Source organism: Staphylococcus sp. HMSC072B07, assembly GCF_001815505.1.
Taxonomy (GTDB): Bacteria; Bacillota; Bacilli; order Staphylococcales; family Staphylococcaceae; genus Staphylococcus; species Staphylococcus simulans.
Map to the genome: position 1 here is coordinate 12743 of NZ_KV820902.1, position 15747 is coordinate 28489.

Genomic DNA, 15747 nt, shown 5'->3' on the forward strand with positions numbered 1-15747 from the left:
GTGAAGAAATTTTGAAACATTTTATAAATATATATTTTATTTATGGAGTACACATTATTAATTAAGGAGGTCATTATAATGACGCTAAGCAAACAACTTAAAACTTATATTACTGAACGATTTAAATTAAATTATCAAGAAACTTGGGCTTGTGAAACCGTAGACGCGGTGGCTGAAGATGTATTACCTGAAAAATATATTAAAAATAGTCCACTTGAACATAAAATTTTAAATACTTTTACCTATTACAATGATGAATTACATGAAATCAGCATTTATCCTTTTTTATGTTATCTAGATAAGGAATTAGTAGCAATAGGTTATTTAGATAATTTTGATTTAGACTTTATATTTTTAAATGACACTCATCAAATTATTATTGATGAACGCTACTTGTTACAAAAAGGGGGCGAGTAATTATGAACTGGATCAAGGTTGCTCAACTATCTGTTACAGTCATTAACGAAGTGATTGACATCATGAAAGAAAAGCAGAATGGAGGAAAATAGTATGAACATCAATCGATACATCACAAGAGGCATTAGTGAACACCTATCTCTAGACCTTCAAATCTTACTTTGGAATATGGTAAAAGAAAGAGATAATCAACCTCATACAGATTACCTACACATTTTTAGACTGCAAGAAGATGAGAATATACTCTCAATCACACATGAACAAGAACAACCCGCATATAAATTGGAATATCACTATACAAACTATGTAAAAAATCAAAATGCATTACCTAAGAAAGTCTATGTCATCCGAGAAGATGATGTAGACGTTTTTTATTATGTGATGCTTTTACCAGAAGAATACTAAAAAGGAGAGACGAGCATGAACGCAATTACAAGTATTATAGAAACTGAAGCTATCTTCAGTGACGATGAACAACACCGCTACTTACTCAAGAAAACATGGGATGAAAAGAAACCAGCTTGTACAGTGATAACGATGTACCCTCATTTAGATGGTGTATTATCACTCGATCTCACAACTGTTCTTATCCTCAACCAATTAGCTAATTCTAAACAATATGGCGCTGTATATCTTGTAAATCTATTCTCTAATATTAAAAGTCCAGAAAATCTTAAACACATCAAAAATCCATATGATGAGCACACTGATATTCACTTGATGAAAGCGATAAGTGAAAGTGACACAGTGATTCTTGCTTATGGTGCCTACGCGAAGCGGCCTGTTGTCGTCGAACGTGTTGAGCAAGTGATGGAAATGTTAAAACCTCATAAAAAGAAAGTCAAAAAGCTCATAAACCCAGCAACAAATGAAATTATGCATCCACTCAATCCTAAAGCACGTCAAAAATGGACATTAAAATAAAAGGAGGATTATCTATGAACCATGAATCAAAACAATCAGATTGGCGAACAGTTGCTAATTGTTTAGCATCACAAAATTATATATCTATCGTAAAAGGACTAGTATATCATTTCGCAGCAATTGAAGATGAAGAAATTCTTGATAAAATCTATGATGATTTTATGAATGATGACTCTATAACAACGGTGCTTAACAATGATTTACAGATGATTATTAACCAATACCTATCAAAATGAATATCATACTACTTACAATAAAACTAGAGCATCTTTCACTTAACGGTGAAGGATGCTATCTATTTATTTTTTTGTTTATCTTTAATCCGTTTATTAAAACTGATTAATTTATTATCATTAGTTGAAGTTATTACTCAATTAGAATGATACAATAAAATAAAATTTCATAAGTAGAGGTTAATTGATGAAAAGATATGTATATGAAAATAACATTAATTTAATAAAGTCTTTATATGCTAGTGATTTTTGGACGACTTTGAAAGAAGAAGCGAAGTATTATAAGCGTAATAATAAATTAAAAAAAGATAATTCTTTAAGTAAACTTAAATCTCTAATTAATGTTATATATATAGATCCTGATGCTGTAGATAAAGCACTTGTAGCCGAAATGCAAGATTTCTATAATGAAATGCAAGAAACTCAATATATAAATAAGCCCTATTATCTTAGTATTAATAATCATAAATGTAGTCTTGATGCTATCATTGGTTGGAAGACACTCTTTCAATATCATAAAGGAGAAGAAATATGGCTAAAGGATTTAGCACTTATTAGAGGCAGTAGAATGGGACACTTAGCTTTTCCAGTTCAAAAAAATTCTATTAATCAACTTAGAGGTAACTTACTAAAAGATAGAATTGATTACACACTTTTTGATATCAAATCTTTTTATAATCATGAAACTAATTTAAGATTACAGAAAGCTTATGAACAAAAAAATACTCGAGATTGGCTTCTGTCCTTTGGATCTTTCAATCGATTTATAGACCAAATGAAATTAAACTATTTTGTTTATTCAAATTCAGAAGATCTATCCTCGTATGATGTGATTGACCTTTCTAAACCATATAGAAATTCTTCAGACTATTGTTTAGAAGCAATCCCTCAAAAAATAAAAATTGAAGACAATTATATTACTAATATCATTGATTATATTAAGTATCACGGTGAAAATTTATCTGACACTTATTCGGAATTAATGTATGATTATTATTTATAAGTAAATAGAGCATCCTTCACTTTACGGTGAGGGATGCTCTTTTAGTTTATTTTTTATTGATTACTCGCCATAAGTTCTGCTTGCTCTACAACCTGCTCTACAGCCATTTTTTGTAAATCTGGTGGATAGCCATATTTTTTAAGCAATCGTCTCACAGCTACGCGCATTTTAGCTTTTGCGCTATCACGTTTAGACCAATCAACACCCATGTTTTCTTTCACTGTTTTAGTTAGCTCATGAGCAATCGCACGTAGTTCTTTATCTTCCATCGCTTTTTTTGCTGTTTCATGTGAAACTAAAGCATCGTAAAACGCAATCTCATCCGAATTTAGACCTAATTCATTTCCTCGTTGTTGTTCTTGTTTAATATCTTTAGCGAGTTGAATGAGTTCTTCAATCACTTTTGATGTTTCAATGGAACGGCTATTATATTTATTAATCGAATTTCCTAACATTTCAGAGAAACGTTTAGATACCGTCGCATTCGTTTTCATTAATGATTTGACTTGTCCTTTGAGTAATCGATTTAATAATTCTACCGCCACATTTTTCTGTTTCAATCCTTCGACATCTTTTAAAAAGTCATCAGATAGGATTGATAAGTCGGGTTGCTCAAGACCTAGCGTTTGATAAACATCAATCACATCTTCTGTCACAACAGATTGTGACACCAATTGATTAATCTCTGCTTCAACTTCTGCAGATGTTTTACGTGTTTTTCCTTCTTTTGATGGTTGTAATAATTTAACAAGTCCTGCTTTAACCGCTTTAAAGAAGGCAATTTCATCATTGAGTTCTTGAGCTGTAGGTTCAGTCGCACAAAGAGCAAAGGCTTTACCTAACTCTGTGACCGTTTTAATAAAACGTTGACGTTCATCTTCACCTAAACCAATTACATAATCCATCGTATTCGATATTGTATAATAACGTTCAGATTTTTTCTCTGAATTAAATTTAGAATAATCAAGATTATATAACATATCTTGAATCACATCATACTTCAATAACATCAATTCAACCGCTTTATCTGTATCTATCGCTGTTTGTGCTTGATCAGATTCTGTATATTCTTTAAGTGCCTCTTTCAAACTTTCGGCAATACCCACATAATCGACAATCAATCCACCTGGCTTATCTTTAAACACTCGATTAACTCGAGCAATTGCTTGCATTAAATTATGCCCTTTCATTGGTTTATCAATATACATGGTATGCATAGAAGGAACATCAAACCCTGTCAGCCACATATCTCGAACAATCACGAGTTGTAATTCATCATTCACATCTTTCATACGTTTTTCTAATAAATTACGACGTTTTTTAGGACCAATATGTCTTTGGAAAGAAGCAGGATCACTAGATGAGCCTGTCATTACTACTTTAATAACACCTTTATCATCATCATCCGAATGCCATTCCGGTTTTAGACGAATGATTTCATCGTATAAATCAACAGCAATTCGACGACTCATCGTTACGATCATTCCTTTACCTTTCATCGCTTGCTGGCGTGTTTCAAAATGTTGGATAATGTCTTTGGCTAAGGCTTCTACACGAGGTTTTGCGCCTGCTAAGGCTTCAATTCGTGACCATTTTGATTTTAAATGCTGTTTTACATCCTCTTCTTGATCTTCTGTAATGTTATTATATGCTTCGTCTAAGTCTAAATTTTGAGGTAAATTTAATGGGATTACGCGACTTTCATAGTAAATTTTAACTGTACTTCCATCAGCTACGGCTTGTGTCATATCATAAACATCGATATAGTTCCCAAAGACCATTTGCGTATTTTTATCCGTTGAAGCTACGGGCGTGCCCGTAAATCCTACAAACGTCGCATTCGCTAAAGCATCTCTTAAATACTTCGCATAACCATATTTAATGCCTTCCCCTTTATCATCGTATTTTGCATTAAAACCATATTGTGTACGATGCGCTTCATCTGCCATAACAATCACATTTTTACGTTCTGTTAGGGCAGCCAAGGTCGTTTCATTTTGTTCAGGTTCAAATTTTTGCATCGTTGTAAATACAATACCGCCCGACTCAACAGATAATAACGATTTTAATTCTTTACGTGTTTCAGCTTGTTTTGGCGTTTGTCTTAATAATCCTTTACCAGACCGTCCTTTTGATTTAACAAATGTACTGTACAGTTGGTTATCTAAATCATTACGATCTGTTACAACGACTAAGGTTGGATTATTAAGCATTTGAATTAATTTTCCAGAGAAAAAGACCATGGTCAAACTTTTACCAGACCCTTGGGTATGCCAAATAACGCCGCCTTTACCATCACCTTGCTCAGATGAAGCTAATAAAACTCTGTCAACGGCTTTATTAACGGCATAATATTGATGATACGCTGCTAGAATTTTACTGATATGTCCTTTTTCATCATCTTGAAATAAAACAAAATATCGAATTAAATCAAGTAGTGTTTCAGGATTTAACATCCCATGAATCAGCACATCTAAACTAGCTAAACTTGAGGATGATTCAGTTTCTCCATCTTTAGAACGCCAAGTCATAAAACGATCATAGTTCGCAGTTAGTGAACCAACTTTTGTATTAATACCATCACTTGTAATCAGCACTTCGTTAAACGTAAATAATTGTGGAATACGCATCTTATACGTTTCTAATTGATGATAACCGTCTTCGACGCCCACGGTTTCATTCGTTGAATTTTTAAGTTCAATCACAACGATAGGCAAGCCATTGATAAAGAGGACAATATCGGGACGTTTGGTATAGTCTCCATTAACAACAGTCAATTGATTAACAGCTAAAAAATCATTGTTTTGTGGATGTTCAAAGTCAACGATTTTAACAATTTCTACAATCGATTGTCCTTCATCATCATAGTCTTCGATTTCAATACCATTAATCAAATTTTCATGAAAGGTAAGGTTATTTTCTACAAGGTTAGGCGACTTCTCTAATGTTAACTCATGTATCGCTTTTTCGATAAAACGAGGATGAACGTCAGAATTAATATTTTTTAATGACTTTTCTAATCGTTCGTGAAGGACAACATCTTTATCATTTCTACGTTCTGGCGATAGACCTGTAATACTCATTTCATTACCTTTTTTATAGTCATAGCCTAGTGATTGTAGCCATTCTAATGCGACTTGTTCTAAATCATCTTCATTAAATTGAAAGTTCATCACTATTCACCTCAATATCATCAGGTATTTCTATTTCACCAGACATAAGTTTAGGAAGGAGTGTATCTCTAAGTTGTGTTAAAAGAATATTTTCCTTTTGTTGGAGTTCAATCTTTTCGAAAATAGGCGTTATTATTTCTTTGAATTTCTCTAAAATTTCACTGGTAGGGACTAAAATAGGCATTTCTTTAACTATTTTGGAGTTAATTGCATTAGCTATTGATGAAGTATTACCTAATGATTCAAAATTAAAGTTCTTTAAATACAAATAAGTATATATAGAATTAATTGTATTAGTCACAAAATGAGCAATTGCTTCGTTAGTCGCTAATTCTTTGTTAGTTATTTTCACTCTGCCAATGGTTAATTTAAAACTTAGTAGCACTGAATTTTTAGGAACAAGTTTTACTCTATATTCCTTAACTGCTGACTCAGATAAGTTCTCTTTAGTTATATTAATAAAAGGACCATTTGCTTTCATGTCAGAAATAGATACCCAATCAATTCCGTTTTTTGTATTAAAAAGTTCGGTCAATTTTCTTGGTGGCGTCTTTCCAATGTTAATAGTATATATATGTTTGGCAGATTGATATTTCCAATTTGGAGGTAGATTATTCGTATCGTTTATTTCTCCACCACTAGATTTATAAGGATTACCATCTTTATCTGGGAATTCAAAATCTACAAACCAACGTTTAAACAATGTTTGTGATAGTTCCTCTAGGTTTGCTATTATATGCTGATTAGTTTCAATTTTTTCATCTACTGCATCTAAAATATCTTCTATTTTTTTTTGGTTTTCAATATTGGGAAGATTTACTTCAATATTTTTGACTACTTTTCCAGAAATCTCACTAAAAGTAGAACCAGTGCCTAAAGACTTAATGTTTTCCATTTCGTATTGAAGTAAATAATATAAAAATTTAGGAGAAACTACTTTTTTATCACATATTATACTTTTAAAACCTTGATTAGTTGAAACTTCATTAGCTGCTATTGCTAAATATCCAATAGGTGCTCTTGAAGTCATTAAAATAGTATTTGCAGGAACTAATTTAGCACTCGAATGTTTTAAACCCTCATCAGTTATGTTTCTTTCACCATATTGAATATATCTCTTTTCATAGTTAGCTAAATCCTTAGGAGTAATCCACGGAATATTTCCTCCATAGTAATTAGGATTTTTAGTCGATGGCGTTCCGCCACCTACTACAGTTCCAATTTCTTCTATTCTATATCGTTTAAACTCCATAACCTAATCCCTCCAATGATTTACGGATTTGGTCTTCAAGTTCTTTTGATTTTGCGAATTGTTCACTTAATTCAGAAGTAATACGTTCCATTTTTTGTTCAAAAGGTTCTTCATCTTCTTCAACGTCAGCTAAACCAACATATCGTCCGGGTGTTAAAATGTATTCATTATTCTTAACTTCTTCTAAATTAGCTACTTTACAAAAACCAGCTATATCTTCATAAGGTTTATCGTTTGTACCTCTCCACGCATGATACGTTCGTGCTATTTTTTGAATAGCCTCATCTGAAAATTCTTTTAATGTTCTAGATACCATATGACCGATTTCACGAGCATCAATAAATAAAATTTCATTTTTACGTTCTTTTTTACCATTTTGACCTTTATTATTACTAATGAACCAAAGACATACAGGTATTTGTGTTGAATAAAAGAGTTGTCCAGGTAAAGTAACAATACATTCCACTAAATCTTGTTCAATCAAATTTTTACGAATTTCTAATTCGTCTTTTCCACTTGTAGACATTGATCCATTAGCTAATACAAACCCTGCTGTCCCGTTAGGTGCTAATTTTGAAATCATATGTTCAATCCATGCGTAGTTGGCATTGTCTTTTGGAGGTACTCCAAATTGCCAACGATAATCATCAAGTAATCGTTCTTGTCCCCAATCACTTGCATTAAAAGGAGGATTGGCTAATATGTAATCTGCTTTTAATCCTTTATGTAAATCGTTATGGAATGTATCAGCATTTCGTTCACCTAAGTCATTATCAATACCACGGATAGCTAAGTTCATTTTTGCTAATTTCCAAGTCGTAGGGTTAGATTCTTGTCCGTAAATCGCAATATCGTCTAATCGACCTTGATGTTTCTCAACGAAGCGTTCACTTTGTACAAACATGCCCCCTGAACCACAACATGGATCGTAAATGCGTCCTTTATAAGGTTCAATCATCTCAACTAATAACTTTACAATTGATGATGGAGTATAGAACTCTCCGGCATTTTTACCTTCTGCACTTGCAAACTTAGCAATAAAGTACTCATACACTCGACCTAATACATCTTGTTTACGACTCTCTGTGTCGCCAACTTTAAATGTAAATAAATCAATAATATCGCCTAATTTTTCTTTATCTAACGCAGGACGCGCATATTCTTTTGGTAACACACCTTTGAGTGATTCATTTTCATTTTCAATTGCAATCATGGCTTTATCAATAATTTGTCCTATTTCTGGTTTTTTCGCATTATCATTAATATATTGCCATCTTGCTTCTTTTGGCACCCAGAAAATATTTTCTGCTAAATATTCATCTTGATCCTCTTCATCAGCATAAGGATCTTGCTTCAATTCTTCATACTTTTCTTCAAAAGAATCCGATACATATTTTAAAAATATTAAACCTAATGCTACATTTTTATATTCAGCAGCATCCATGCTTCCTCTTAATTTATCGGCAGCTTGCCATAATTTTTCTTCAAAACCTATAGTGGCCATTAATAACACCTCTTAAATATTTTTAATTTAAATATATCAAAATTTAAATAATTATATGCCTGTATTTTTAAATATAATAACATTAATCTAAGTATTATTTTCTTTTGTTTAAAGTAATATATATTTCTTGGAACTTAGACGTTGTTTTTTGAAAATTTGGTTCATCTAGTTCTTTTAATTTTCTAATAATCAAAAGATTTAATACATATTTATTAATATGATATTTAGAGTCTTTTTTCATAATATTTTTCTTCTCAATTACATTTTCGAAAGACTTGAAATTCTGGTAACTTTCCAAATCTTCTTTTAAGGTATCTAAAATTTCATCTTCAATTAGCAATTCAGTGATACACTCAGTAATAAATTCTTTCTCAAATAAATCTTCAAGTTGTATTGTGTATTCATCTTCGATTTTTTCATCCAAATTTGACTCTTTGATAGATTTATTATTATTTAAAATTATCCTATTATTATAATCACTATTAAAATTATTTTGAATTTTTTTTGCCATTTCCAATCCTTTTTTATCATAGTCTAGAACTCCTAATGGTGGATTAGGAAATACCTCTTTATACACAGTAATAAAATCTGAAATTTTATTAGCTCCTTCTGTTTCAATGAATGTTAAGCTCTTTTTAGGAAATAACCTGTGATAGATGTATTGATGAACAATTTTATCGGTTTTACCTTCTACCATCACTACAGTCGAATTAATGTTTATTCTTAAAGTATCTAATAAATTTATACCCATGATTTGATTTATTTCCAATAGTTTGACTTTATCTTTTTTATTGTAATCGATATATGTTCCTTGTAAAACATCTCTTTCGATTAGAAGAATATTATTTATATCAGTTTCATTTATAAAAGCTGTCGAGTGGGTACTGATAATTATTTGTGAATTTTTAAATACTTCTTGAATCTTTTTATATAAATATCTTTGGGCTTCTATATGTAAATGAACTTCTGGCTCGTCAAAGAGAATAATATCTGGCATTTTATTATTTTTTACATTGTATTTATTAATATAATACGACATTATTATTAATTTTTTTACGCCATTACTTTTTTCATTAATTGGTGCTGTATCGCCATAGCAATCTGCAACATATAATTCATTATTAAAAATTAAAAGAGAATAGTAGTCCTTACTTATAGCTAATAAATCTCTATTTATATTAGATAATAAAATTGCAACTTCATTATTATCTAAGTCATCAAAAAATTGAACTATCTCTATTATTGATTGATCAAGAGATGTGTTATTATCTACTTTAGCTATTTTAATTTGTTTATTTACAGCTTTTTTTGCGCTTTCATTATATATTGTATTAGTATTATTATCTTCATATTCAATAGAATGTCTATTTTTGTTATTAAGAGTAATAATTTGTTTATTACTTGTTGAAAGTATGGTTTTAGGTAATTTTCTTTCAAAATTTTCTAATCTACTTATACTTTGGAGAGCTGTATCAAAGTTTTTAACATCTAATGATTCAAATATTGCACTAATTATATTTGATTTACCCGAATTATTTGATCCCACTATTATATTTAAATTTCTATTTAAGTTTAGTTCCAAATGTTTTATAGATTTATAATTATAAATTTCTATTGTTTTTAGCGAATTCATATGTTTTTTATGACTCCATTTCTTCCATAATTAATTATAGATTAATAAAATTTTGTATATTATTTAGTATAACAGAACATGAATAAATCTAATTGAACATTAATAAGCAAGTTTTGAAGTTCATAAATTATAAAATCATTGAAAAAATAACTATTATAAAGGGGAAAAAGTCATTTTAATTAAGAGGAACTATAGTACAATGATTAGTTAAAAACTTAAGTAAAATATTTTTAGCAAAATCATTGATAGGGAGAAGCTTATCATAAGTGATGAAAACAAGCTTATTATTAAAAGTTAACTTTTAATAATAATTATTGGTTTTATTTAGAAGTCATCTCAAAACTAAGTGTTTCCTTTGTTACGTAACAATACACCTTCAATACCTTTTCTTAATTTTTTACTTAAATATATATTTTAGAGTAAGTGTTAACGAATAAGAACTAACGTTCTTGTAAACAAGAATTTGAGACTCAATAAAGTAAGGAGAATATTATTGTTGGAAAAAGAGATTTTGAATTTAATACAAAGTAATAGAGAAGGAGAGTATTGGGATTTTAAAGCATCATATACGAGTAACACAGTTAATCTTTTACATGATATTATATGTTTATCTAATAATTTAGAAAATCGAGAAGCATATTTGATTATTGGTATTGCAGATAATGGATATGTAAAGGGAGTAAAAGATGATCCTAATAGACGAAACCAAGAACAACTCATATCGTTTATTAGAGGAAAAGAATTTGCAGGAGAGCGATATCCTCATATCAAGCTTTTAACTATTACCTATTGCGATAAAGAAATTGATGTAATTATAATTAATCCAAAAGGTTATGCCCCGTATTATTTAAGTAAATCTTATGAGGATAACAACGGGAAAAAAAGAATTATAAATGCTGGGAGTATTTATACACGCACAGGAGATAAGAATACAGATATTGATAAAACAGCTAACCCTTTAGATACTGAATTATTATGGAAAATTCATTTTGGTTTGTATCCGTCACCAATAGAAAAATTGAAAAAATATCTTTTATTACCTGATGAATGGATAGATAATAATGAAGGTTATTTTTATAATAACTCACCAGAGTATATAGTCTGCTCTAACAGTGTTATTGAAGAAGAACAAAACTATGAAAAATTAATTCCTCCATTTTATGCATATTTGCAAACAAGCAACAATTCAGTTTATACATATTATGAGTGCAGATATAATAGTACTGTTCTTTTTGGTTCACAGTGTATAGCATTAGATTCAGGTCAATATCTAACACCTGTACCAGAATTTGGTGCAATCAGTTCAAATTGTACTCCATATGATACTCTTGATTACCGATATTTTATTAAAGGGAGCATTTTGTACAATCTTCATTTTTTTATGTATGATAGAGAAGTAATGGAACAAACCAGTGCCAGAGATAAGTTTTTAGAATGTATTTTAATTTTCGAAACTGAAAAAGAACGGGAATGGTTTGAAGACTATGTAAAAGATAACTTTTATTGGATTAAACAAAGTATTAAAAACAATACTAAAAAAGTTCATTCTATTTATCATTTAGATGATATGGAGAAGGATGATATCATTACCAAAATTAAAACAATGATAATTTTGAAAAATGAACTTGAAAAATATAGAAAACTTTAATTGAAATCCTATTTAATGATGGTAAATATATCATAATTTAGGAGGTAGTTATATATGCCCAAGTTTAAGTTTTGCATTCAATCAAAGCAGGTATTAAAGAAAGTGGTCCAGTTATCATCGCAGCTGCACTTATTATGTTCAGTGTATTTATGGCATTCGTAATGCAAGAAGATGTCATGATTAAAACAATGGGTATTGCGTTAGCGTTTGGTGTATTGTTTGATGAATTTGTTGTTAGATTAAAGATTATTCCAGCACTTACAGTACTCTTTGGTAAAGCATCATGGTACTTACCAAAATGGTTGAAACGTATCCTTCCAAAAGTAGATATAGAAGAACATGCCTTAGAATCAATGATGCCACGTCAAGACTACGTGGTAGATCAAAAAGGACATGAGACAAAGCAGTGACGTTATAAATAAAATAATGACTCAATTACTATTTCATAATAATGAATAGAAACCTCATAAATTCGGTTGACGAGATAACCTAACGGTTATTTCTCAATCGAATTTTTTAATTATATCCGATATCGCTGACTTATTTTAACTACTAAAAATAGTCAATTAAAACTTTAAAAATATATTGCTATACCTAGTTAAAAAGGATATGCTTATGAGGAATAAGGGTGTGCCCATTTCATAGATAGAAATAAGGGGATGAGGTCTTATGAATCAAGGATTCTCAATGGGTAAATATGTATACAGTTTTTTATTAATTCTAATGTTGATAGGTTGCGTATTAGTGCTTCAAAATAATAGCGCATATGCATCAGAAACGAACCAAGAGGTCGAGAGACAAGTTGATCAGAGATCAGCTGTTACAACTGATAAAGAAGCGGCTATAGGAAGCGAAGAACAGGTTACAAACCACTCACAGAATGAGCCACAACTTTCTACACAAAATAGCGTTGAAGCTACACATTCTCCAGTAATGTCAAAGCAACAGACAGAGTTAAAACAACCTCAAGTTGTATCAACTGAAGCGGTACAAACACCTCCGATTGTACCTAATAAACCACTTCAAAAAACATCTAATGTGATCACAAAACAGAATACTAAAGTATTGCCACCAGTTAAAAGTATTAAAAAAGCAGCTCCAGTTAAAACGCAACCAGTTAAACCAATAAAAGCAGTATCTTCAAACGTTAAACAACCAAAGGCTAAAACAACTTTTACGAGTCCGAAAGGGATTAAACCACAACATTTATCAAGCTCAGCTAAAAAAACTAAACCAGCTGTTAAAAAAGTTGCTAAAAAAGCACCTGTAACTAAGAAATCTAAAGTGGTGTTAAAATCTAAAGTAGTGAAAGCGAAGTCAAAAGCAAAAATAAAAACAAAAACAAAAACAGTAAGTAAGAAGAAGACACCGGTTGTTTCTAAGAAGAAAGCATCAGCAGTGCCAAAGAAAAAAGTTCAATTGTTATCTACAACAGTAAAGAAAGCACCTGTTAAAAAGAAAACAGTAGTAGTCACAACGAAACCTAAAGCAGCTCCAAAGCCAGTACCGAAGGTTGCGCCTAAGCCGAAAGCTCCGGTAAGCAATTATTATAACCAAGCACCAAAACTTTGGCCAAAAGGGATACCTGGTAGTGAGAATGTTCGAGACTTCGGGCAGACTACCTATGCCTCAGGTATTAATGATGCATTAAAAATTATGAAAGCCTCTGGTAATAAAGGGGTAACGATTAATCATACAACAGCTAAAGCAGCTAATATTGCGACGATATTTAACTACAATCCAACGACTAAGAAATTGACTTATGGCACAGGTGCCGCAATTGGAAAACACACAATTCTAACTGCGAATCATGTGGTCAACGATTCACAAGCACGTAAACCGATGACACCTTCAAAAGTACAAAACTTGAGAATAGATTTATTGCGAGAAGGTTCGAAAGTAGCGCGTACTGTTACCGTTACAGGTGTTAAGATGCTTCAATATGGAGACGTTGCTTTGTTGTATACGAAAGAAGATTTATCTCAATATATGACCGTACGTAAAATCGCACCAGAAGCCTCAATTACGAAAATCAAAGCGAATACACCTATCCATATGTATCATTATGGTTTACCAGCTGGAAAATTTAAAAATGATCCAATGGGTACGATGTATCATTCAACTGGTAAATACTCTATGATGGCACGTAATGTGAATCCTATTGGTTATTATCAGATGATGGCTGAACCTGGCTCTTCAGGTGGGGCAGTATTAAACAGTAAAAATGAAGTATTAGGTGTACATGCTTTCAGAATTGCTTCTGGAGAATATCAAAAATATAACCTTAATACGATGGCAGAATTAAGAGGTAAACTACGTCAGGAAGTTATCAAGAACATTAAATAAATAGGTTTGTCATAAATGGCTATTCACTTATTAGACAATATTAGCGATTGTTTTAATAATGAATAGTCGTTTTTTTATTTTTAATGATGCCAGTTATGTAGTTTTTACTATAAACAAAGAATTTATGAAAAATACGGGGTCTATTAAGTGTTTCGTGTAACTGTGAGGGTAAAATATATAATAGGATTATTTTTAAGGGGATTAAATGGAACTATTATTTATACATCATTGATATACAAATAAATACCCTTAGGGGCATTTGACTTATATCGATGTATCTTTTAATATACCCCTAGAGGTATTTTTGAGAAGATAATCTAGAACAGTCATCAATCATAAAATAAAGGAACGTGGTAAAGATGGCTCAACATTATAAAGTGGTCATTATAGGTGGTGGTACAGCTGGTATCACAGTGGCAGCGCGACTTTTAAGACAGAGAAAAGATTTAAAAGGACAAATCGCAATTGTTGATCCTGCGTCAGATCATTATTATCAACCTTTATGGACGTTAGTAGGCGCAGGGGCATCAAAATTAGAATCCACACGTAAAAGTATGAAACAAGTACTTCCTAAGGGTGTTGATTGGATTAAACAAGCTGTTCAGCAATTTAATCCAAAAGAGAATCGCATCCAACTAGATAATGAGAAACGAGTCAGTTATGACTATTTAGTGGTATGTCCAGGCTTACAAGTGAATTGGTCTGATGTGAAAGGACTTAAAGAAAATATCGGCAAAAATGGTGTGTGCTCTAACTATGCACCACAATATGCGAAAGAAACATGGAATCAATTGTCTAATTTTAAAGGCGGAAATGCGATATTCACCCATCCGAATACAGCGGTTAAATGTGGTGGGGCACCTATGAAAATTATGTTTTTAGCTGAGGATTACTTCAGAAAACATAATATGCGCAATCAAGCGAATGTTATCTTTGAGACCGCAAAACCTGCGATGTTCGAAGTGGATAAATATAAAAAGCCTTTAGAACGTATTGTTGAAGAAAGAGGCATTAATGTAGATTATCAACACCACTTAATCGCAATTGATGGCGAACAAAGAAAAGCAACTTTTGAAAACTTACAAACAGGTGAGACTAAAACATTAGATTATGAGATGTTACATGTCACACCGCCCATGGGACCTTTAGATGTCGTTAAAAACAGTGCACTAGCAGATGATGAAGGCTGGGTAGATATTGACCCTACGACAATGCAGCACAAGACGTACAACAATGTCTTCTCGTTAGGTGACGCTTCTAACTCACCAACATCTAAAACAGGTGCCGCAATTAGAAAACAAGCACCAGTTGTTGTGAATAACTTACTACAAGTGATGAATCAAGAAATGCTGACACATCATTATGATGGTTATACATCATGTCCAATCGTGACAAGTTATAATACGATGATGTTAGCTGAGTTTGATTATAATAAAAAACCAAGAGAAACGATGCCATTTAACCAAGCCAAAGAACGTAGAAGTATGTATATCTTGAAGAAAGATATACTACCAAGAATGTACTGGTATGTTAAAAGGCTTAATGTAAGCAGTTGTGAAAAGTTCATGTCGAACCTTTTATATTAAACCAGAAAAAGAGGGTGGGACGTCTTGT

12 protein-coding genes and 1 pseudogene are annotated in these 15747 nt (G+C 31.4%); 9 read left to right on the forward strand and 4 right to left on the reverse strand.

The window, feature by feature from the left end; all coding sequences use genetic code 11:
* Positions 1 to 78: 78 nt before the first annotated feature.
* The 5 genes from HMPREF3031_RS03615 to HMPREF3031_RS03635 all read left to right on the forward strand — a co-directional run bounded on the left by HMPREF3031_RS03615 (position 79) and on the right by HMPREF3031_RS03635 (position 2577).
* Entirely contained in the window at positions 79 to 417 is a 339-nt protein-coding gene (locus HMPREF3031_RS03615) for an SAUGI family uracil-DNA glycosylase inhibitor (protein WP_002449468.1), read from the forward strand.
* A gap of 93 nt (positions 418 to 510) precedes the next feature.
* Positions 511 to 822 carry a DUF960 family protein gene (locus HMPREF3031_RS03620; RefSeq protein WP_049369705.1) on the forward strand — a complete coding sequence of 104 codons (312 nt, stop codon included), beginning with the start codon at positions 511 to 513 and terminating at the stop codon, positions 820 to 822.
* A gap of 15 nt (positions 823 to 837) precedes the next feature.
* Positions 838 to 1341, forward strand: coding sequence for a DUF1643 domain-containing protein (locus HMPREF3031_RS03625; RefSeq protein ID WP_049369707.1), 504 nt, complete (start codon positions 838 to 840; stop codon positions 1339 to 1341).
* A gap of 14 nt (positions 1342 to 1355) precedes the next feature.
* Positions 1356 to 1577: a hypothetical protein gene (locus HMPREF3031_RS03630; RefSeq protein WP_049369708.1), complete on the forward strand. Its 222-nt coding sequence runs from the start codon at positions 1356 to 1358 to the stop codon at positions 1575 to 1577.
* A gap of 184 nt (positions 1578 to 1761) precedes the next feature.
* Complete coding sequence (locus tag HMPREF3031_RS03635) at positions 1762 to 2577, forward strand: DUF6994 family protein (RefSeq protein WP_049369710.1); 816 nt, start codon at positions 1762 to 1764, stop codon at positions 2575 to 2577.
* A gap of 53 nt (positions 2578 to 2630) precedes the next feature.
* Here HMPREF3031_RS03635 and HMPREF3031_RS03640 read toward each other — a convergent pair whose 3' ends face one another.
* From HMPREF3031_RS03640 to HMPREF3031_RS03655, 4 genes are all read right to left on the reverse strand, one after another.
* Positions 2631 to 5750: a type I restriction endonuclease subunit R gene (locus HMPREF3031_RS03640; RefSeq protein WP_070724611.1), complete on the reverse strand. Its 3120-nt coding sequence runs from the start codon at positions 5748 to 5750 to the stop codon at positions 2631 to 2633.
* Entirely contained in the window at positions 5734 to 7002 is a 1269-nt protein-coding gene (locus HMPREF3031_RS03645) for a restriction endonuclease subunit S (RefSeq protein WP_049369714.1), read from the reverse strand. Before HMPREF3031_RS03645 ends, HMPREF3031_RS03640 begins: the two co-directional genes overlap by 17 nt.
* A complete protein-coding gene (locus HMPREF3031_RS03650) occupies positions 6992 to 8506 on the reverse strand; it encodes a class I SAM-dependent DNA methyltransferase (protein ID WP_070724612.1) in 1515 nt (504 codons plus the stop codon). The genes HMPREF3031_RS03645 and HMPREF3031_RS03650 overlap by 11 nt, the downstream gene beginning before the upstream one ends.
* Positions 8507 to 8600: 94 nt before the next feature.
* On the reverse strand, positions 8601 to 10139 hold the full coding sequence (locus tag HMPREF3031_RS03655; protein WP_049369717.1) for an ATP-dependent nuclease: 1539 nt from the start codon (positions 10137 to 10139) through the stop codon (positions 8601 to 8603).
* A 496-nt stretch (positions 10140 to 10635) separates the two neighbouring features.
* Here HMPREF3031_RS03655 and HMPREF3031_RS03660 point away from each other — a divergent pair, with 496 nt between their 5' ends.
* From HMPREF3031_RS03660 to HMPREF3031_RS03675, 4 genes and pseudogenes are all read left to right on the forward strand, one after another.
* A complete protein-coding gene (locus HMPREF3031_RS03660; protein WP_242543446.1) occupies positions 10636 to 11787 on the forward strand; it encodes an AlbA family DNA-binding domain-containing protein in 1152 nt (383 codons plus the stop codon).
* A gap of 74 nt (positions 11788 to 11861) precedes the next feature.
* Positions 11862 to 12137: pseudogene (locus tag HMPREF3031_RS03665) on the forward strand (MMPL family transporter); the annotation flags it as partial.
* Between the two features lie 319 nt (positions 12138 to 12456).
* Positions 12457 to 14133, forward strand: coding sequence for a trypsin-like serine peptidase (locus HMPREF3031_RS03670; RefSeq protein ID WP_002480271.1), 1677 nt, complete (start codon positions 12457 to 12459; stop codon positions 14131 to 14133).
* A 359-nt stretch (positions 14134 to 14492) separates the two neighbouring features.
* Positions 14493 to 15719 (forward strand): FAD/NAD(P)-binding oxidoreductase, encoded by a 1227-nt coding sequence (locus HMPREF3031_RS03675; protein ID WP_083317883.1) that lies wholly within the window; start codon positions 14493 to 14495, stop codon positions 15717 to 15719.
* Positions 15720 to 15747 lie beyond the last annotated feature (28 nt).

What these genes read in the sequence shown, in the direction of transcription:
- HMPREF3031_RS03655 (WP_049369717.1), bottom strand. Translation starts at nt 10,139, where the DNA reads ATGAATTCGCTAAAAACAATAGAAATTTATAATTATAAATCTATAAAA.
- HMPREF3031_RS03620 (WP_049369705.1), top strand. Translation starts at nt 511, where the DNA reads ATGAACATCAATCGATACATCACAAGAGGCATTAGTGAACACCTATCT.
- HMPREF3031_RS03675 (WP_083317883.1), top strand. Translation starts at nt 14,493, where the DNA reads ATGGCTCAACATTATAAAGTGGTCATTATAGGTGGTGGTACAGCTGGT.
- HMPREF3031_RS03670 (WP_002480271.1), top strand. Translation starts at nt 12,457, where the DNA reads ATGAATCAAGGATTCTCAATGGGTAAATATGTATACAGTTTTTTATTA.
- HMPREF3031_RS03615 (WP_002449468.1), top strand. Translation starts at nt 79, where the DNA reads ATGACGCTAAGCAAACAACTTAAAACTTATATTACTGAACGATTTAAA.
- HMPREF3031_RS03650 (WP_070724612.1), bottom strand. Translation starts at nt 8,506, where the DNA reads ATGGCCACTATAGGTTTTGAAGAAAAATTATGGCAAGCTGCCGATAAA.
- HMPREF3031_RS03625 (WP_049369707.1), top strand. Translation starts at nt 838, where the DNA reads ATGAACGCAATTACAAGTATTATAGAAACTGAAGCTATCTTCAGTGAC.
- HMPREF3031_RS03630 (WP_049369708.1), top strand. Translation starts at nt 1,356, where the DNA reads ATGAACCATGAATCAAAACAATCAGATTGGCGAACAGTTGCTAATTGT.
- HMPREF3031_RS03645 (WP_049369714.1), bottom strand. Translation starts at nt 7,002, where the DNA reads ATGGAGTTTAAACGATATAGAATAGAAGAAATTGGAACTGTAGTAGGT.
- HMPREF3031_RS03635 (WP_049369710.1), top strand. Translation starts at nt 1,762, where the DNA reads ATGAAAAGATATGTATATGAAAATAACATTAATTTAATAAAGTCTTTA.
- HMPREF3031_RS03640 (WP_070724611.1), bottom strand. Translation starts at nt 5,750, where the DNA reads ATGAACTTTCAATTTAATGAAGATGATTTAGAACAAGTCGCATTAGAA.